The organism is Cardinium endosymbiont of Culicoides punctatus (genome assembly GCF_004354815.1).
Lineage (GTDB): Bacteria > Bacteroidota > Bacteroidia > Cytophagales > Amoebophilaceae > Cardinium.
The window spans coordinates 1-18,825 of the sequence record NZ_QWJI01000006.1 but is presented as its reverse complement, the minus strand read 5'-3'; the positions used below and the strand labels follow the sequence as shown (position 1 = coordinate 18,825).

General features: G+C 35.9%; 13 protein-coding genes and 5 tRNA genes. 4 read left to right on the top strand and 14 right to left on the bottom strand.

Features of this window, described 5'->3' with window-relative positions; translation table 11 throughout:
* The first annotated feature begins 32 nt into the window (after nucleotides 1-32).
* Together murI and recN are read left to right on the top strand one after the other, a co-directional pair.
* Nucleotides 33-893 (top strand): glutamate racemase, encoded by an 861-nt coding sequence (gene murI, locus CCPUN_RS01705; RefSeq protein WP_133281858.1) that lies wholly within the window; start codon nucleotides 33-35, stop codon nucleotides 891-893.
* Between the two features lie 241 nt (nucleotides 894-1,134).
* Nucleotides 1,135-2,790, top strand: a complete 1,656-nt coding sequence (gene recN / locus CCPUN_RS01700) for a DNA repair protein RecN (protein WP_133281857.1) — start codon at nucleotides 1,135-1,137, stop codon at nucleotides 2,788-2,790.
* Nucleotides 2,791-2,994: 204 nt separating this feature from the next.
* Here recN and rpoC read toward each other — a convergent pair whose 3' ends face one another.
* The 14 genes from rpoC to CCPUN_RS01630 all read right to left on the bottom strand — a co-directional run bounded on the left by rpoC (nucleotide 2,995) and on the right by CCPUN_RS01630 (nucleotide 17,145).
* A complete protein-coding gene (gene rpoC, locus CCPUN_RS01695) occupies nucleotides 2,995-7,293 on the bottom strand; it encodes a DNA-directed RNA polymerase subunit beta' (RefSeq protein WP_133281856.1) in 4,299 nt (1,432 codons plus the stop codon).
* Between the two features lie 60 nt (nucleotides 7,294-7,353).
* On the bottom strand, nucleotides 7,354-11,193 hold the full coding sequence (rpoB, locus tag CCPUN_RS01690; protein ID WP_133281855.1) for a DNA-directed RNA polymerase subunit beta: 3,840 nt from the start codon (nucleotides 11,191-11,193) through the stop codon (nucleotides 7,354-7,356).
* A gap of 260 nt (nucleotides 11,194-11,453) precedes the next feature.
* Nucleotides 11,454-11,831 carry a 50S ribosomal protein L7/L12 gene (gene rplL, locus CCPUN_RS01685; protein ID WP_133281854.1) on the bottom strand — a complete coding sequence of 126 codons (378 nt, stop codon included), beginning with the start codon at nucleotides 11,829-11,831 and terminating at the stop codon, nucleotides 11,454-11,456.
* A gap of 67 nt (nucleotides 11,832-11,898) precedes the next feature.
* A complete protein-coding gene (gene rplJ, locus CCPUN_RS01680; RefSeq protein ID WP_133281853.1) occupies nucleotides 11,899-12,438 on the bottom strand; it encodes a 50S ribosomal protein L10 in 540 nt (179 codons plus the stop codon).
* 4 nt (nucleotides 12,439-12,442) lie between these two features.
* Nucleotides 12,443-13,141, bottom strand: a complete 699-nt coding sequence (gene rplA, locus CCPUN_RS01675; protein ID WP_133281852.1) for a 50S ribosomal protein L1 — start codon at nucleotides 13,139-13,141, stop codon at nucleotides 12,443-12,445.
* Between the two features lie 11 nt (nucleotides 13,142-13,152).
* Nucleotides 13,153-13,596: a 50S ribosomal protein L11 gene (gene rplK, locus CCPUN_RS01670; protein WP_133281851.1), complete on the bottom strand. Its 444-nt coding sequence runs from the start codon at nucleotides 13,594-13,596 to the stop codon at nucleotides 13,153-13,155.
* A gap of 45 nt (nucleotides 13,597-13,641) precedes the next feature.
* Nucleotides 13,642-14,202, bottom strand: coding sequence for a transcription termination/antitermination protein NusG (gene nusG, locus CCPUN_RS01665; RefSeq protein WP_133281850.1), 561 nt, complete (start codon nucleotides 14,200-14,202; stop codon nucleotides 13,642-13,644).
* Nucleotides 14,203-14,220: 18 nt separating this feature from the next.
* Nucleotides 14,221-14,412, bottom strand: a complete 192-nt coding sequence (secE, locus tag CCPUN_RS01660) for a preprotein translocase subunit SecE (RefSeq protein ID WP_133281849.1) — start codon at nucleotides 14,410-14,412, stop codon at nucleotides 14,221-14,223.
* Nucleotides 14,413-14,424: 12 nt separating this feature from the next.
* Nucleotides 14,425-14,497 (bottom strand) — tRNA-Trp (locus tag CCPUN_RS01655).
* A 99-nt stretch (nucleotides 14,498-14,596) separates the two neighbouring features.
* Nucleotides 14,597-15,784 carry an elongation factor Tu gene (gene tuf, locus CCPUN_RS01650; protein WP_133281848.1) on the bottom strand — a complete coding sequence of 396 codons (1,188 nt, stop codon included), beginning with the start codon at nucleotides 15,782-15,784 and terminating at the stop codon, nucleotides 14,597-14,599.
* A gap of 89 nt (nucleotides 15,785-15,873) precedes the next feature.
* Nucleotides 15,874-15,948, bottom strand: a tRNA-Thr gene (locus CCPUN_RS01645).
* A gap of 17 nt (nucleotides 15,949-15,965) precedes the next feature.
* Nucleotides 15,966-16,038 (bottom strand) — tRNA-Gly (locus CCPUN_RS01640).
* A 32-nt stretch (nucleotides 16,039-16,070) separates the two neighbouring features.
* Nucleotides 16,071-16,151: transfer RNA gene (locus CCPUN_RS01635), tRNA-Tyr, on the bottom strand.
* A 157-nt stretch (nucleotides 16,152-16,308) separates the two neighbouring features.
* Nucleotides 16,309-17,145: an outer membrane beta-barrel protein gene (locus CCPUN_RS01630; RefSeq protein WP_133281847.1), complete on the bottom strand. Its 837-nt coding sequence runs from the start codon at nucleotides 17,143-17,145 to the stop codon at nucleotides 16,309-16,311.
* Between the two features lie 382 nt (nucleotides 17,146-17,527).
* On the opposite strand from CCPUN_RS01630, the gene CCPUN_RS01625 reads away from it, so the two are divergent.
* Both CCPUN_RS01625 and CCPUN_RS01620 read left to right on the top strand, forming a co-directional pair.
* Nucleotides 17,528-17,601 (top strand) — tRNA-Arg (locus CCPUN_RS01625).
* An 867-nt stretch (nucleotides 17,602-18,468) separates the two neighbouring features.
* Nucleotides 18,469-18,768 (top strand): hypothetical protein, encoded by a 300-nt coding sequence (locus CCPUN_RS01620; RefSeq protein ID WP_133281846.1) that lies wholly within the window; start codon nucleotides 18,469-18,471, stop codon nucleotides 18,766-18,768.
* Nucleotides 18,769-18,825: the final 57 nt, after the last annotated feature.

The following is an 18,825-nucleotide window of genomic DNA, read 5'->3' as shown; positions in this document are numbered from 1 at the left end:
TTACCCTATTTTCTTTGCTATTTTTCTAATTTGTGGTTTCATTAGATAAGACTTGTAGAACTGCTCCAATCGCCATTTATGATAGTGGCGTAGGTGGCTTATCTATAACTAAAAGACTAAAAGAATTATTGCCCAATGAATCTGTACACTATATTGCAGATACGAAATATTTACCCTATGGAAATAAGACAACAACAGAGCTCTGTGGGTATGTAGAACGTGTTGTACAATTTTGCTTAGATAGAGCATATAAACTCTTAATTATTGCCTGTAATACGGCTACTGCTGCTACAACTCCTTTTTTATCCTCTTACCTAAGAGAAGCAAGTAAAAACATATACATTATTAATGTCATTGACCCAGTAGTAAACTACGTAAAGGTGAAGTTATATAGAAGAATAGCACTCATAGGCACTAAATACACAGTAGCATCTGGTATCTATGAGCAACAGTTTCAAAAAACGAACACTACACTCTTTTCCGTAGCTGCACCTCTTTTGACGCCTATGGTAGAGTCATTATTTTGTGGAAAGAAAGTAGACAAAATGGTATTGAAAAACTATTTAGCCCAACTCCCTTTTCAAGATATAGATGCACTTGTACTAGGATGCACCCATTATCTTTTTTTAGAAAAAGAAATTAAAAACATACTACAGGTTCATTACCAAAAAGAAACAGAGATTATTGATGTTGCATTGCTTACAGTGCTTGCTGTAAAACAGTTCCTAACAACCAATAGATTGTTAAATGATATGGAACAAAAGGGTTCAGATTGTTTTATGGCAACTGAGCTGACTCCATCGTTTAGAAAGGCAAGCGAACAACTATTTGGGGAAGCAGCTTTGGGTATCGATCTAGAAACTTATACTAAGCCAATATCTGTTTGGGGTTGATACTGGTTTTGCATTTTTAGGACATACCTCTCAAAGATAGTGGCTAAATCTAATTTCGAAAGAAGTCGCATGAAACCTTCGTGTTTAAGAGAATCTATACATTTAGTAAATAAAAAGTTTTTGCACAATGGCATAATGCTTTTCTTTTAGGCCTATCAAGTGGGGATATTGTTTATCTTTTTTATAAAAAATTGATTTTTTACTACTTTTACAGTAGAAACAGTATTAACCGAATAATAAAATGATATATCATTTATCCATCCGAAATTTTGTACTCATCGAGCAATTAGATATAGATTTTAGTAAAGGTTTGTGTGTGATCACTGGAGAGACTGGTGCTGGAAAATCTATTATCCTAGATGCAATTCTTTTTTGTTTAGGTGGTAAATACACCAATGATGTCATTCGTGCTGGAGCAGACCAGTGTGATGTTACACTTTGTTTTTATATCAAAGATCAGATTAAAAACTATATTTCAGCGTTAGAAATTGAGCCCGCTGAAGGGAATGAAGAATTAATTATAAAACGGATTAAAACGCGTACAGGTCGCAATAAATTTTTAGTCAACCACCAGCCTGTTACACATAAGGTTATTGAAATGTTGTTTCATGCGCTAATAGAGCTACATGGACAACATACACACACAGCTTTGCTTAATCCTGCTACATATATAGAAATTCTGGATGAATATGGAGATCTAATCAACTTAAAAAATGAAGTGGCAAACTTATACAAGAATTACCAAAAGAAAGAAAATGAGATAAAAAAATTCGATCAAGAACGAGAAAAAATAGAACGAGAGATAGACTATTTCCAGTTCTTATGTAAAGAATTAGACAATGCACACATTATACCTAATGAAGAAGATCAACTGATAGAAAAGAAAGAAATATTAAAAAATAGAGAACAAGATATACAACTTATCCATAGTATCTCCTCAGATTTAAAATCCACCAATATTGGTCAAGTAATGGAACGATCTCAAAGAAGCATCAGGAAACATCAACACAACGATCGTTTCCATGCAATACATACACACTTGGAAGAAGCATATGATCATATAGAAAGTGTACAGATGCTACTCAAAACACTGCTTAATGGTTTTGAACGTACAGATACAACACTCGAACAAGTTGAGGAACGGTTGCATGAATTAAAAGCGCTCAGCAGAAAACACAACTGCTCAACAATGGATTTACCGCAACAATTATCGAAATGCCATCAACAACTTAACGAGTTAGAAAGCAAGATCACGAATAACAATACATTACAACAAGAGGTCATTGAGGCAAAAAAAAACTATCTCCATAAAGCGGAAGTTTTATCTACCATGCGAAAAAAATATGCTACAAAGCTTGCAGAACAAACAATGGCTACTTTATCCCTATTGCAGATGCCTAAAGCTATATTTACCATCAAAGTAGACCGATCTGCTTGTTCTGAAGTAGGCATTGATCAGATTGCATTTATGGCGTCTACTAATCCAGGTATGCCCCTTGCTTCCCTTGACAAGATTGCTTCTGGTGGGGAACTTTCCAGATTTATGTTAGGATTACGTACTGCTTTATTGGACAAAGTTGCACAAAAGGTGGTTGTATTTGATGAAATTGATGTAGGTAGTAGTGGCAGTGTTTCAGATGCTATTGGAGAACATTTACGTAATTTAAGTAACGTGGCACAGGTTATTGCTATAACCCATCAACCTCAGGTTGCAGGAAAAGCAGACCAACATATTTTGATTGAAAAAAAGCAGTATGAAGCCCAAACGGTTGTTAATGTAAAAACATTATTTGGAAATGATCGGTTGGTCGAGTTAGCAAGGATGATTTCTGGTAAGCACATTACAGAAGCCGGAATAAAGGCTGCAAAAGAATTGATTCATGAAACTTTTTCATAAGATTAGACTTCTTTCGAAACTAACTTTTAGTCCTATATTTGTTAAATAGGAATAGAATAAAATAGAGTTATATAATGCGTTTCGAAAGGAGACTTTTGAAGAGTATAATGGACTGATTTTTCAGTCCATTATAGTAAAATCATTCCTATAGGGGAAACAAAATTAATCCTTTTTTTCTAAATTTTTCAGTCTATTATAAATATACTACATACCATGTATTTCACCAGATTTAGCTTTTACCAAGGCATCGTATTCTTTCTTCGAGTGTACTACCAATTTTTCATACTTTCTCATACCCGTTCCAGCAGGAATCAAATGGCCTACAATAATATTTTCTTTCAACCCTTTTAACTTATCATATTTAGCACTAATAGCAGCATCACTTAATACCTTAGAAGTTTCTTGGAAAGAGGCAGCAGATAGGAAACTTTCTGTAGCCAAAGAGGCCTGTGTTATACCCTGCAACTTTGGCTGTGCAATAGCCAACTCTGCCTTTCTAGCCTGCATAGGAACCAGCCCTTGACGTTTGAGAAAATCATTCTCCTGCAGTAATCTACGAGGAGATATAAACTGCCCTACTTTAAACGCAGTAGTATCTCCTGAATCTATAATAATTTGTTTATCCCGAATTTTATCATTTTCCTCGAAGAAATCAACCTTATCAATAATTTGTCCATGTAATAAAGTTGTATCACCTGGCTCAAGAACTTCTACTTTACGCATCATTTGTTTAATGATTATCTCAATATGTTTATTATTGATTTTCTCACCTTGTAGACGATATACGCTCTGTAACTCATTCATGATATATTCCTGTGCTACCAATGGACCTTTTGTCATTAGAAGATCGGCAGCAGCTACAGCTCCATCGGTGATGAGCTCCCCTACTTTAACGTAATCATTATCTTGAACTAAGATATGTTTAGATAGAGGTACCATATATCTGGCTTGTACTCCTTCTTTAGACTCAATAAAAATTTCTCTATTTCCCCGCTTAATACCACCATAAGTAACTACACCACTTAACTCACTAATAAAAGCAGTATTTGCAGGTCTTCTAGCTTCAAAAAGTTCAACAACACGCGGCAATCCACCTGTAATATCACGAGACTGATTAATAATACGAGGTACTTTAGCCAATACCTCTCCTTTTTGGACCCGATCTCCTACTTCTACTACAAGCTGTGCCTTAATAGGAATGGTATAAGAAGCAACAATAACCTCAGTACCATCAGACAAAACGATGCTTGGGTGTTTGGTCTTATCTTTAGACTCAATCATTACTTTAGCTTTTCGACCGGTTTGCTCATCAAACTCTTCTTGATAAGTTACTCCTTCCTCAAGATCTAAGAAACTGACTTCTCCCCCTTGCGTAGCCAACAACACAACGTTATATGGATCCCAATGGTATAGCTCTTGGTCATAAACTACTTGTTGATTATTTTTTACCTTAAGGTGTGCACCATAAGGTAAATGTGTACTCATTAATATTTTTCTTGTGGTAGGCTCTAAAATTTGCAACTCAGAGGAACGACTCATAACTACTTCAATAGATTCTCCATTTTTATCTAAATAGTTTGTAAGAACAAGTTCTTCAAAGTTTACAATACCTGCATATTTGGCTTTAATTTTAGAATCCACAACAATATTGGATGCAGTACCTCCAACATGGAATGTTCTCATAGTAAGCTGCGTTCCTGGCTGTCCAATAGATTGAGCAGCAATTACACCTACAGCTTCTCCAACAGAAATGGTATTACCAGTTGCTAAGTTTCTTCCATAACATTTCACACAAACACCTTGAGATAGATCACAAGTTAAAACAGAACGTATAAAAACCTCCTCAAGGCCCGTTGCTTCTATTTCTGAAGCAATATGTTCATTAATTTCATTACCTCTAGCAATCAACAGTTTTCCTGTTTTTGGATCAAATACATCCTCTACAACTACACGGCCTAAAATGCGTTCTGCAAGAGATTCAACTATCCTGTTTTCGACTTTTACAGCACTTACATTAATTCCTTTGAGTGTACCACAATCCTCGGTAATTACAGTTAAATCTTGGGATACGTCTACCAATCTTCTAGTTAAGTAACCAGCATCTGCTGTTTTCAAAGCAGTATCCGCTAAACCTTTTCTAGCACCGTGTGTAGCAATAAAATATTCAATAACATTCAAGCCTTCTTGAAAGTTAGAAATAATTGGGTCTTCAATAATCTCTCCTACAGCACCTTGTGTGCTTTTCTGTGGTCTAGCAATCAAACCTTTCATACCTCCCAGCTGACGAACTTGTTCACGGGATCCTCTGGCACCAGAAATCATCATCATGTAAACAGAGTTGAATGAGCTATTGTCTTTTTCTAACTGCTCCATGAGTTGATTTGTAATACGGGTATTGGTCCTTGTCCAAACGTCAATTACTTGATTGTATCTTTCATTATCCGTTATCAATCCTAGCATGTAATTTCCCCAAATGGATTCTACCTCAGTAGTAGCTTGCGCAATGAGCTCGGCTTTAGCCGCTGGTATTTTTACATCATCTAACCCAATAGTCATTCCTGCTTTAAATGCTGTTTCAAAGCCTAACATTTTGATGTTGTCTAAGAAATTAACAGTAGCTACTGTACCAAATTTACTGTACATATCTGCCACAATATTTTGCATCTTTCTGACATTGAGTGTTTCATTCATAAACTCCATGCCAGCTGGACAGTATTCATTAAATACAACTCTACCCACTGTAGTAGAAATGTATTCATATGGAGCCTCTCCCCCTATATTTTTTTTGGGAACTCGAAGCTTTATGCAAGCATTAACAGAAACTTTTTCATGAGCCAATGCAATAAATACTTCTTTAGGAGAATAAAAATACATGCCATCCCCTAACACAATATCATCTGCAGTACTACATTTTTCTTTGGTTAGGTAATGAAGTCCTAAAATCATATCTCGTGATGGAATGGTAATGGGGACTCCATTTGAAGGGTTCAATATATTGCAAGAAGAAAGCATAAGCAGAGAGGCCTCTGCAATAGCTTCTTGCCCTAATGGCACGTGAACAGCCATCTGGTCACCATCAAAATCGGCATTAAAAGCGGTACAAACAAGTGGATGTAATTGTATTGCTTTTCCTTCAATTAATTTAGGTTGAAATGCTTGTATACCTAGCCTATGTAGGGTTGGAGCACGGTTAAGCAACACAGGATGACCTTTGAGAACATTCTCGAGGACATCCCAAATAACGGGATCTTTTTCTTCTATTAAATTCTTAGCTGCTTTTACAGTTTCCGCCACACCTCGTTCTATTAGCCTTCGTATAATAAAAGGCATAAATAGCTCGACAGCCATTTCTTTAGGTAAACCGCATTCATGGAGTTGTAATTCAGGTCCTACAACAATAACAGATCGCCCAGAATAATCAACACGTTTCCCCAGCAAATTCTGCCTGAAACGTCCTTGCTTACCTTTCAACATATCTGAAAGGGATTTTAGTGGACGTACTCCCTCTGAAGCTACGGTGTTTACTTTACGTGAATTATCAAGTAGGGAATCTACGGCCTCCTGTAACATACGCATTTCATTACGTATAATGATTTGAGGAGCTTTAATATCTAATAGTCTTTTAAGCCTATTGTTTCTAATAATAACCCTTCTATATAAATCATTTAAATCAGAAGTAGCAAATTTACCACCACCCAATGAAAAAAGCGGACGTAATTCTGGTGGGATAACAGGAAGTATACGCATGATCATCCATTCAGGACGATTTTCTACTTTTTTATTTTTGTCTCTAAATCCTTCAACTATTTTTAGTCTTTTAACGATTTCCAAGCGACGTTGTTGGGCAGGATCGGCAATAAGTTGTTCCCTCAATTCAATTGAGAGCTTTTCTAAATCTAACTTTTTTAAAATAAACTCAATAGCTTCTGAGCCAATTTGGGCTATAAATTTATTTGGATCTGAATTACTTAATAATTGATTTTCAGGAGGCAATTGATCCAAAATATCTAGATACTCCTCCTCAGAAAGTAGATCCATAGCAGCAATCCCACTATCTGCTTTAATACCTGGCTGCACTACTACATAGCGCTCATAGTATATAATTTGTTCTACTTTTTTAGTAGGTATACCAATTAAATAGCTAACTTTACTAGGCAGTGCTCTGAAATACCAGATGTGTGTAATTGGAACGACTAACTCAATATGTCCTACCCGTTCTCGTCTTTTCTTTTTTTCTGTAATTTCGACACCACATCTATCGCATATAATGTTTTTATAACGAATGCCTTTATATTTTCCACAATGACACTCCCAGTCTTTTACTGGACCAAATATACGTTCGCAAAATAGTCCTTTGGGCTCAGGCTTATGTGTTCTATAATTAATAGTTTCTGGAAGTGTTACCTCTCCAAATGAACGGGACAAAATCACCTCTGGGGAGGCAAGACTAGCAACAATACCGGAAAAATCAGTTGGCTGCAATTTATTTTTTCTAAACTTCATACTATTAAACTTGTGCACAATACTTTAGATATAGCATATACAAACGAACTTGTTCTTTATCTACAAAAGTGTAATTTCAAGGCCTAATCCCCGAAGTTCGTGTATCAATACATTAAATGATTCGGATAGATTTGGTTTTGGGATATTTTTCCCTTTAACAATGGCTTCATACGCTTTAGATCTACCAACCACATCGTCTGATTTTGTGTTAAGCATTTCTTGTAATGTATACGCAGCTCCATATGCTTCCAATGCCCAAACTTCCATTTCACCAAATCTTTGACCTCCAAATTGTGCTTTACCACCCAATGGTTGCTGGGTAATCAAAGAATAAGGTCCTGTAGAACGGGCATGCATTTTATCATCTACCAAGTGAGCAAGTTTTAGTAGATACACTACGCCAACTGTAATTTTTTGTTCAAATGGAAGACCAGTGGCACCGTCATACACCGTTGTTTTACCAAAACTGGGCAGTCCTGCTCGTTCCAGTTCAACAGAAATCTGATCTAACGATATACCCTCAAAAATTGGATTGACATAACGTTCTCCTAGTTCATGTCCAGCCCAACCTAATACGGTTTCATATAGCTGACCTAAGTTCATACGAGAAGGTAATCCAAGTGGACTTAGTACCACATCAACAGGTGTTCCATCTGCCAAAAATGGCATATCTTCCTGAGGAACTATTTTACAAACAATCCCTTTATTACCATGTCTTCCAGACATTTTATCTCCTACCTTTAGCTTTCTCTTCTCTGCAATATAAACCTTTGCTACTTTAACAACTCCTTTTGGTAATCCATCACCTGCTTCTAGGGTAAATTTTTCACGTTTAAAATTTACAATTGATTTTGTGCGCTTTGTGTTATATGCTTCTACAATATGCTGTATAAGTGTATTTTTATGCGCATCATTTGTCCAATTACTAAGTAAGAGGTCTCCAATGAAACTCTCTTCTTCTGGCACATTATATAGTGATGCGTCACGATAAACATTTTTTTTAGGGAAGAGTTTTTCAGCAATCAATGCAGTGGTAAACTTTGTTCCTTCTGGAATGATTTCATCACCAAACTGGTGAAAAACACCATTGGTTATCACTCCATCTAATACAGCTGTTAGCTTTACTATAGCAGTATCACGTAATTTCAGTAAAGTTTTGGCATGTGCTTTTTTTAGCAATTCCAATTCTTTTTTAGCTTTCTGTTTACCTTCCTTACTTCTATCCGGGCTAGAAAAAATTTTAGTATCAATAACCACTCCTTCCATTCCAGATGGCACTCTTAAAGAAGTATTTTTAACATCACCTGCCTTATCTCCAAAAATGGCTTTTAATAACCTAGCTTCAGGTGTAACATCTATTTCACCTTTTGGTGTGATTTTACCAATCAAAATATCACCTTCCTTAACTTCTGTTCCTACTTTAACAATTCCATCGGAATTTAGTTTACTAACTACTTCTTCGCTAACATTAGGAATTTCATTGGTCAATTCTTCTGAACCAAATTTAGTATCCTTAACTTCTAAAATAAACTCTCTAATATGAATAGAAGTAAAAACATCATCACGCACAACGCGTTCAGATATAACAATGCCATCTTCAAAGGTATATCCCTTCCATGATAGAAAAGCCACCTTTAAGTTCTTGCCAAGTGCTAATTCTGCATTTTTAGTAGCATAACCGTCACAAAGCACTTGACCTTTTTCTACACGATCTCCCTTAGAAATTATTGGAGAAAGGTTAATGCAGGTATTACGGTTAGTTCCTCTGAATTTATCCACCTCATAGGTTACTGAAGCGTCATCAAATGAAACCAATTCTTCTTCTTCTGAACGATCGTAATGAATAACAATTTTTCTACCATCAACATAAGTAACCACTCCGCTTTCCTGAGCAATGGGCAAGCCTCTAAATTCTTTAGCAACTCTTTTTTCTACTCCTGTACAAACGATTGGAACGTCTGGTCGTATTAACGGAACGGCTTGACGTTGCATATTAGATCCCATCAACGCACGACTGGCGTCATTATGCTCTAAAAATGGAATTAAAGAAGCAGCAACCGAAGCAATTTGGCTACTAGAAACATCCATATAAGCTATCTGATCTGGTTTTACCAAAGGGTACTCATCTCCATTTCGGACCTTGATACGTTCATTAAGAATATTTCCATCTTTATCTAAATGTACACTAGAGGGAGCAAAATTCGATCCTTCTTCTTCAGCAGCACTTAAATAACAAATCTCACCACTTAAATCCACTTTCCCATTTTCTACCTTTCTATATGGCGTTTCTATAAAGCCCATACTGTTGACACGTGCATACATACAAAGCGAAGATATAAGACCAATATTCATACCTTCCGGTGTCTCAATGGTACATAGTCGACCATAATGGGAATAATGAACGTCACGAACTTCAAAGCCAGCACGATCTCTAGATAGTCCACCAGGTCCAAGGGCAGATACACGACGTTTGTGTGTAATTTCTGCAAGCGGATTGACGTGATCTATAAGTTGGGATAATGGATTAATTCCAAAGAAAGAACTAATAACAGAAGACAATGTGCGGGCATTAATAAGGTCTGCAGGTTTAAGTGTTTCACTATCTCTAGTGTTGATTCTTTCACGAATAGTTCTTGCTAAACGAGACAATCCTAAGCCAAATTGGGTAAATAGCTGTTCTCCAACAGAACGAACACGTCGATTACTCAAATGGTCAATATCATCTACTTCTGCTTTTCCATTGGAAACTTTAATAAGATAATGAATAATTTCTATAATATCTTGTTGTGTTAGCACACAGGTATCAACAGGAAGATCTAAGTTTAGTTTTTTATTAATTCTATAACGCCCTACTTCACCTAGGCTATAGCGTTTGCTACTAAAAAAAAGACCTTCTACTGTTTCGCGAGCAGTTTGTTGATCAGGAGCTTCTGCATTGCGCAGCTGACGATAAATTTGTCCTATAGCTTCTTTGGTATCATTGGTACTATCCTTAGCAAAAGTGTTATAGATAACGTGATAGTCTGTATGAGCAGCATCTAATTTATAGAGGTTAACAGTGTTAACACCAGAGGATAAAAGAACCTCTATAGAGGCTTCATCTAATAACGTATTGCGTTCTAACAGAACTTCATATCGTGTAGTTGGAAAAATTTCTCCTGTTTCTTCATCTACAAAATCTTCTACCCAACTTTTAAGAACCCGCGCAGCTAGTTTACGTCCCTTATGCTGTTCTAATGTTTCTCTAGTTACTGCGACCTCATCGGAAAGGCCAAAAATATCTAATATATCTTTATCACTGCTATAGCCAATAGCACGTAACATGGTTGTAATAGGTATTTTCTTTTTCCTATCTACATAGATATACATTACAGAGCCGATATCTACAGTAAATTCTATCCAAACACCTTTGGCAGGTACAACTTTAGCAGAATAAACATTAGATCCACTAATATGCTTATTTTCAAAGAAGAAAACACCTGATGACTTATGAACCTGAGAAACAATTACACGTTCCACACCATTCATAATAAAAGAGCCTTGATCAGTCATACAAGGAATATTTCCTAGAAAGACTTCTTGTTCAATAGCCTCATATTTTCCAGTTTGCTCGTCATTTTGCAATAGACGCAATTTGGCTTTTAAAGGGACATCATAGGTCATTCCACGTTCAATACACTCTCGAGGTGTATATTGAGGAAGCTCTAAGTTATAATCGATAAATTCCAAGATGTAATTACGCTTAGAATCTTCAATAGGGAAATTCTCCATGAAGACTTTATAAAGTCCTTCATTTACCTTATTCTCCCTACTAACACCCAATTGAAAAAAGTCTCTAAAAGACTTCAACTGGATTTCAAGCAAATCAGTATAATTTGCTGGGGAATCAACTGAAGACATATTGCGGTTCTGTTTACTACTAAATTGTTTTTTCTCCACCAAGGTCCTATAAATTTAAAATTTTAAACAATTATAGGAAATTAAAAAGGGATACCTCCAACTTACATTTATAAAATGTAAAGCCCTGAAGGAAGCAAAATACGTAAGTATTTTCAGCAGGAGGCTCCCTTCAATAAATAGCATATTGCAACTAAATGACCTTTTAAGTTCCACCACCTCGGTTCATCAAATGAACTACTATATAATGTACTTAAATGTACTTATTTTAATTCAACTTCTGCTCCAGCTTCTTCTAACTTTTTCTTCATTGATTCTGCCTCTTCTTTAGGCAATTTACTTCTAATTGTAGTAGGTGCTGCGTCAATAAGTTCTTTAGCTTCTTTTAACGGCAACCCACTGATTTCTTTAAACAGTTTCACAACTGCAAGCTTAGAAGCTCCAGCAGACTTCAAAATAAGGTCAAACTCTGTTTTCTCCACAACAGCTTCAGTAGAAGCAGCAGCGGGGCCAGCCATCACTACGGGAGCAGCAGCTGCAGGTTCAATACCATATTCATTTTTTAAAATATCAAATAATTCATTAGCTTGCTTAATGGTTAAACCAACCAGCTGTTCTGCTAAGATTTTTAAATCGGCCATGTTTGTAAACGTTTATTAAATTTAGAGATTAATAGGATTATTAAATTAAAAACAGGAACCTTCTTTACTAAACTGACGCATTGGCCAAGGTTTCCATAACTCCCATCAAACGTCTTTCTCCCGATTGGAGAGAAGTAACAACATTTGAAATTGGAGACTTCAAAAGTGAAATAATGTCGCCCAAAATTTCTTCTTTTGACTTTAAGGTACTTAACATATCCAGGTGTTCTGCGCCAATGAATACATCACCATAAACAGAAGCACCTTTTAATGTAGGCACGCTTAATTTTTCTTCCGTCAAAAAGTTTTTCAACATTTTTGCAGGCGCACTTCCACTATCCTGAGCAAATAAAATACCAGAAAAACCCTTCAACACTCTTGCAAAAAAGGCTGCATACGCATCACCTTTTCCAATTTGCTCAAGCGCCTTCTGAATAAATGTATTTTTAGCAACTTGATATACCAAATTTTGCGCTAAACATTTTTTCCTAAATTTATTTACTTGCTCTACTGTGAGGCCCATAGCGTCTATCACATAGAAGCATTCAAACTGGGAAAATTTTTCTGCTAAATCTCCTATAACTTGTAATTTTTCTTCTCTTTTCATTTTGCTAAAGCCCAAGGGCAACATTTCTATCTATAAAAACACCTTTACTCATTGTACTAGAAAGACTAATGCTATTCACATAAATTCCTTTTGAAGAAGCGGGCTTTAGCTTGACAATGACTTTTATTAGTTCCATTGCATTTTCTACAATCTTTTCTAAAGGGAAAGACACACGTCCAACACTACTATGCACAATACCGTATTTATCTACTTTGAAACTAACCTTGCCTCCCTTAACTTCTTTTACCATCTTAGCAACATCCATAGTTACAGTACCTTCTTTAGGATTTGGCATTAAACCACGAGGTCCTAGTATTTTACCCAATTTACCTAATTTAGCCATAATCGTTGGCATAGTTATAATAACGTCTACATCTGTCCAGCCTTGAGCTATTTTGTCTATGTATTCATCTAACCCTACATAATCGGCACCGGCCTGCTTAGCTTCTTGTTCTTTATCTGCCGTACACAGTACTAGAATTCTACATTGCTTGCCTGTTCCATGAGGAAGAGATACCGTACCACGAACCATTTGATCAGCTTTTTTAGGATCAACACCTAAACGAATAGCCAAATCTACTGAAGCATCAAACTTTGTAATAGTATTCTTTTTTACCCATTCAACAGCCTCATTTAAAGGGTACATCTCTTTTAGAGAAACTTTTGGACTGTGTTTCCTTTGTGTTCTTGTTTGAATTGCCATGTTCATATCATTTATTTAATCCAAGGAGCGGAACCTTGTACTGTTACGCCCATGCTTCTAGCTGTCCCAGCTATCATCCTCATGGCAGCATGTATACTTGAAGTATTCAAATCCTGAAGCTTTCCTTCAGCAATTTGCTGTATAGTTTCCCAGCTAATGGTAGCAACCTTACGCCTATTGGATTCAGAAGACCCTTTTGCTATTCCAGTACATTCCATGATAGAATGAACAACAGGAGATGCTTTAACAACAAAATCAAAAGATTTATCTTGATAAATAGTAATAACTACAGGTAAGATTTTACCTTGCTGATCTTTTGTTCTAGCGTTAAATTGCTTACAGAACTCCATGATATTAACTCCCTTACTACCTAATGCAGGACCTACTGGTGGTGAGGGATTTGCTGAACCACCTTTCACCTGCAACTTTACATAACCTAAAATTGGCTTTGACATACTATTTATATAAATTTTAGAAATATTTCTAAGTTAAAATGCTTGCTAAAAAAGCTTCTTAACTTGGGTATAGCTTAATTCTACAGGTGTACTTCGTTCATCAAAAATTTTAACAACTACGTTAAGTGTTTTCCTTTCTTCAAAAATCTCTTGAACTCTTCCGGTAAAACCAGCAAAAGGACCATCTATAATTTCTACCATCTCTTCTACAACAAATATAGTGTTCAATTTAAAATTGACGGAATCTGACCCTGCTGTTTTACCTATAATTCGATCAACTTCTGCTTGATTTAAAGGAACAGGAGGACTTGCAGTACCCCATCCTTTCACACCTAAAAATCCAAGCGCTCCAGGCACACTTTTTAGCAATTGTATAAGAAGACCATTTGTAAGGTCTGCATACAGTAATATGTAACCGGGAAATAAATTCCTGTTTTTTACATGCTTTTTTCCATCACGTACCTCATATACCTTTTCGTAGGGTATTAAAATTTGGTCTACAGCATATTGCATATTCTCTTTTACAAGTTCTGCTTGTAAATTAGCTTTTATTTTTTCTTCCTGCTTACTGACTACCTTAAGCACATACCATTGTAACGCATTCATTCGAATAGTCCATTTTTTTTAAAAAGCACTATAAAACCAGACAACAGCTTTTTTAAAAGACCAATCAATTAGCCCAATAAGCAACGCAAATATAAAAGAAGCTACAAGTACAAGCATAGAGTTATTTTGCAACTTATGGTAGGCTGGCCAGGTAATCTTATACCGCACTTCCTGTATCAGATTTAGTATAAACACTTTTAACTTTGACATATTTTGTTCATGCACGGGTGGAGAGACTCGAACTCCCAGCCGATGGTTTTGGAGACCATTACTCTACCAATTGAGCTACACCCGTAGTATAAATTTTGTAAGAAATCCAGAAAATACAACAACATCCTGGAAATACAGAAGCTTCTTTTCTTTAATAAATTAAAGAAAAAGAAGCGATCAAAAATTATTCAACAATCTCTGTAACCCTTCCAGCGCCAATAGTTCTACCCCCCTCTCGAATAGCAAAACGCAATCCTACTTCCATAGCAATGCTACTAATAAGAGAAATTTCTAAATTAACATTGTCTCCTGGCATAACCATTTCAACCCCTTCAGGAAGCTTTATTTCACCAGTAACATCTGTTGTTCTAAAATAACATTGTGGCCTATACTTATTAAAGAAAGGTTTGTGACGCCCACCTTCGTCTTTAGTTAGAACATAAACCTCAGCCTTAAACTTACTATAAGGCTTAACACTGCCTGGCTTACAGATAATCATACCACGTTGAATACTTTCCTTATCGATACCACGAAGCAAAATTCCAACATTATCACCAGCTTCTCCTCTATCTAGTATTTTACGGAACATTTCTATACCAGTAACTGTGGAAGTTAACTTATCAGCTCCCATACCAATAATTTCAACCGGATTACCTGTTTGAACAACACCCTTCTCAATCCTACCCGTAGCTACCGTTCCACGACCAGTAATGGTAAATACACCCTCTACTGGCATTAAGAAATCACGATCTACTAACCGAACTGGAAGTTGGATATGATTATCAACAGCATCCATTAGTTCTTGAATTTTAGCTTCCCATTCTGGTTCGCTATTTAAAGCACCTAACGCAGACCCACGGATAATAGGCGTATTATCTCCATCAAATTTATAGGCACTTAAGAGTTCTCTCACTTCGAGTTCTACCAACTCAAGCATCTCAGGATCATCTACAGCATCTACTTTGTTCAAAAAGACTACTATGCTTGGAACACCTATTTGGCTTGCCAATAGGATATGCTCTCTTGTTTGGGGCATTGGTCCATCCGTAGCAGCAACCACAAGAATAGCACCATCCATCTGAGCAGCACCTGTAATCATGTTCTTAACATAATCAGCGTGCCCAGGACAGTCCACGTGGGCATAATGTCTATTTTTTGTTTGATATTCAACATGAGCAGTATTAATGGTAATACCACGCTCTTTTTCTTCTGGGGCAGCATCAATAGATGAAAAATCTTTCTTCTCTGCTAGTCCTGCTTTTGCTAAAACAGAAGTAATAGCAGCAGTAAGCGTTGTCTTACCATGGTCAACGTGTCCAATTGTACCAATGTTTACGTGCGGTTTTGACCGATCAAATGTCTCTTTTGCCATAACTGTATATTCTTTAGATTTTTAATAAAATAATTTAAACAAATAACTTTTTGGATCTATGTAACCCGACAGTTCACTAACTCCAAATATGGAGCCAATGACGGGATTTGAACCCGTGACCCCTTCCTTACCAAGGAAGTACTCTACCCCTGAGCTACACCGGCCCTACAAAGCTCTTAAGAGCGGGAGACGAGCCTCGAACTCGCGACCTACAGCTTGGAAGGCTGTCGCTCTACCAACTGAGCTACTCCCGCTTATACATTTAGACCTAATACAAACTACTGAGTGGGGAGAGAAGGATTCGAACCTTCGAAGCTTACGCAACGGATTTACAGTCCGCCCCAATTGGCCACTCTGGCATCTCCCCTAACATTAAAGAGATACAACAAAAACTACACCATGTCACCAGTAGAGTGAAACGAATTTACGAATAATATTTATTTCTTACAATAAAATAAGTAAAATAGGAAAAAAATATTATCTTAATATATGGAGAAACTTAAATCATAAAATACACCATCAGTCTATAATAGATCTATATAAAGCCCTACGGAAAGGGGTCGAATAGCATTATCTGGTCCTCTATTTTCATCAAAAAGGGAGCTTAACCCATGCGTTACGATAAGTCCAAAACGGCTGTAACCAAGTCCACCTTGCCAAGAAAGGTGCGCTCTACTCAAATTAAAACTACCACTCCTAACCAGGGATGCTCCTGTTTCATTATATTCAGAGTAATCAATAGTAGTGGTAGCTCCTATGCGAAAACCAAGCTTCATGCCTAACCAGACATGGAACCCTTCTTTAGGCTCATCCAAGACACTGTTAAATCTAACTCTAAACATAACATCAAAATACGAAATGTTGAATTGCGATCCCGTTACCTCTCCATCATTACCTATTAGTTGTGTTTCATCGATTTGTTTGCATTCTGTGCGTTTTTCACCTACTCTTGTAAGCGTCTTATAAATTTTTTTACCACTGGAGTTAGCCATATGATCAAAGTAGTACTTTAAGGAGCTAAACCCAACTCCAGGACAGAATGCAAAACGAGATTGATTGATGCGAATGGCATACAAAAAAGCAATATTGTGACGAAATAGACCACTAAAATCAAATTTTTTAACAGGTATCGGAGCAGAACTACCCTGATGGAGCAAATAATCCATACCTAACAGTTCAGATGTACAGCTAAAATAGTTCTCAATCGGAGGTACATAGGCATCACTCATTGGTAAATTTTCCTGATCGCTGATAGTAGCAGGGGACTCTCCAACGTTTCTATATGCTGTAGCATGCACTACATCCACTATAGCATGATTTGCAAAAAAAATCAATAACAGGGCAACTACCTTATTTTTCATGTGTACTAACTAAAACAGATTAAAATGTGTTACGGATTTTATTAAAATACATATCCTTTAGCAAAGTTAGTTTTTTTTTGACAAAAAGTTATTTTTTTTCAAAAAATATATTTCAAACCGACATTCCCCACTAAAAAATGTAGTCTTTTAATTGTTTTTACAATTGACTAATAATGAATTATGGGATTTCTATTAAAAATTTTTACAGTACGTTAGGCTATGTATTAATTTTTATAAAAATATTTATCCATATTTTTGATTATATTCATAATCAATATAAAAAACAGTTCAAAATATCGGTTCTTCGGAATATCGGTTCAAAGTATATTAAACCATTTTTTTGAAATAATTTTTATGTTTATTATCTTTACGTATAGGAATTGGACTTGTAGCTTAACTGGATAGAGCACTGCACTACGGATGCAGCGGTTAGGGGTTCGAATCCCTTCAAGTCCACGAAACCTCACACTCCACATTCCGCACCAAAATTTTTAGCTTTTTTATTTTATAACTCCCCAGGTACCTTTTTTAAATTTTGTAAAAATAACTGATTGTTAATGTTAAATATAAATATTTTTATCAATTTTAACATATTGGAAAATGTGTTACCAAAATTTTTACCACGAATTTTATATTTCATTACAAATCAACTATAAAAAAACAGCTATTGTGTGTATAACACAGGGTACCTGGATAGTTACGTTATTTTATGATAAAGAAAAAAGGATTTTTGAATAGATTTTTATCTACTTCAAGTCTTCTGGGACTTGCGCAACAGGTCTAATACTTATTGCTTTTAGACTTGCATAGTATTTTTTTATTTACTACTTTTAGTAAAAATAGCTATCTCCTTAGGATGTGAGTGTGTCATTAAACAAATTCTCCTAGCGGGCAAATCATTCTTGAAAGAAATAGTATTTATTGAACATGCTAACACCATTATTCAACATTGTTAGTAAATATTTCTTACTCTTGTTGACTATTTCTAGATGCATAGCATGTTTTCATGATGTTGTCATGTGGAAATATCACAAAATAACTTAGATCTCTTTTTCATTTATACCATTTATACAATCAATACGGAAAATAAAAAAATCTCGAAATTTTATTGATAATTACTCAGATGCTACTGGGCATGTTGGAATTGTAGTTGGATACAATACGACTGCCTCATCTACTATAGTAGGTGACAGGAGGATAGATGGCAGAATTGTTTGTAACGACTGGGGGTTTAGAGCAGAACAAGAGGATAAGGTTCATTTTCTACGTTTTGGCAATGATGCCAGAGAATTATTAGAATCTGTGATGAATTAAGAACAGCCTATGCATAGCATTAAAATTCTATTTACTTATGTACAACTTATTCTGTATCGATACAGAATAAGTTGTATCTATACCTTTTCTTTTATCGTAGGTGTATTGGGCTATACGCCTAATACACACCTATGGTATGAATTATCAGGTAGGCAACATCCCAATTTACGTGCTGTTATTACGGCACTTGCTAAAGAGAAAAACAACCGTTATGCATTATATAATCAAAATAAGGCATGGGAGCTTCCAGATTTTATAACCATTTATACCCATCCCAATGAGTATATAGCAGGACTTTCGCATTTTTAATTAAAAGCTGTATATGGATTACGCCATAACTTTTCCTGAAAAATTTTTAAGGGTTCA

What these genes read in the sequence shown, in the direction of transcription:
- rplA (WP_133281852.1), bottom strand. Translation starts at nt 13,141, where the DNA reads ATGGCAATTCAAACAAGAACACAAAGGAAACACAGTCCAAAAGTTTCT.
- rpoB (WP_133281855.1), bottom strand. Translation starts at nt 11,193, where the DNA reads ATGTCTTCAGTTGATTCCCCAGCAAATTATACTGATTTGCTTGAAATC.
- nusG (WP_133281850.1), bottom strand. Translation starts at nt 14,202, where the DNA reads ATGAATGCGTTACAATGGTATGTGCTTAAGGTAGTCAGTAAGCAGGAA.
- rplJ (WP_133281853.1), bottom strand. Translation starts at nt 12,438, where the DNA reads ATGAAAAGAGAAGAAAAATTACAAGTTATAGGAGATTTAGCAGAAAAA.
- rplK (WP_133281851.1), bottom strand. Translation starts at nt 13,596, where the DNA reads ATGTCAAAGCCAATTTTAGGTTATGTAAAGTTGCAGGTGAAAGGTGGT.
- CCPUN_RS01620 (WP_133281846.1), top strand. Translation starts at nt 18,469, where the DNA reads ATGCATAGCATTAAAATTCTATTTACTTATGTACAACTTATTCTGTAT.
- secE (WP_133281849.1), bottom strand. Translation starts at nt 14,412, where the DNA reads ATGTCAAAGTTAAAAGTGTTTATACTAAATCTGATACAGGAAGTGCGG.
- rplL (WP_133281854.1), bottom strand. Translation starts at nt 11,831, where the DNA reads ATGGCCGATTTAAAAATCTTAGCAGAACAGCTGGTTGGTTTAACCATT.
- recN (WP_133281857.1), top strand. Translation starts at nt 1,135, where the DNA reads ATGATATATCATTTATCCATCCGAAATTTTGTACTCATCGAGCAATTA.
- rpoC (WP_133281856.1), bottom strand. Translation starts at nt 7,293, where the DNA reads ATGAAGTTTAGAAAAAATAAATTGCAGCCAACTGATTTTTCCGGTATT.
- tuf (WP_133281848.1), bottom strand. Translation starts at nt 15,784, where the DNA reads ATGGCAAAAGAGACATTTGATCGGTCAAAACCGCACGTAAACATTGGT.
- CCPUN_RS01630 (WP_133281847.1), bottom strand. Translation starts at nt 17,145, where the DNA reads ATGAAAAATAAGGTAGTTGCCCTGTTATTGATTTTTTTTGCAAATCAT.